Origin of the sequence: Humibacillus sp. DSM 29435 (assembly GCF_001758225.1) — a bacterium.
GTDB lineage: Bacteria > Actinomycetota > Actinomycetes > Actinomycetales > Dermatophilaceae > DSM-29435.
Window position 1 is genome coordinate 1 of the sequence record NZ_MAST01000013.1, and the last position, 384, is coordinate 384.

Here is a 384-nt window from a genome sequence, read left to right on the forward strand (position 1 = left end):
CGAGCTGGTCGTGATCGACACGTCCGCGCCGTACGCGGCCGGGATCCGCACCGCCCTACCGACCGCCCGGGTCGCGGTCGACAAGTGGCACCTCGTCGCCCTCGCCAACCTGATGGTGACCCAGGTGCGGCAGCGGATCGCCCGGGAGCTGCACGGCCGCCGCGGCATCGCGACCGACAAGGTCTGGGCCTCCCGGGGCCTGTTGTTGACCGGCTACGAGCACCTCAGCGTGCGCCAACGGGCCCGGTTCAACGCCGCCCTCGCGGCCGAGGACCCGACGAATGAGATCGCCGCCGCGCACGCCGTGAAGGAACGCCTGCGCCTGCTGCTGGGCGAGTGCGAACCACACCTGATCCGGGCTCGGTTGTTCGACTTCTACGACGC

Annotated in this window: 1 protein-coding gene; it reads left to right on the forward strand. The window is 71.4% G+C overall.

What is annotated here, in order from left to right:
• A partial coding sequence (locus BA895_RS11420; RefSeq protein WP_139142614.1) for a transposase occupies positions 1 to 384 on the forward strand: 384 nt, incomplete at both ends.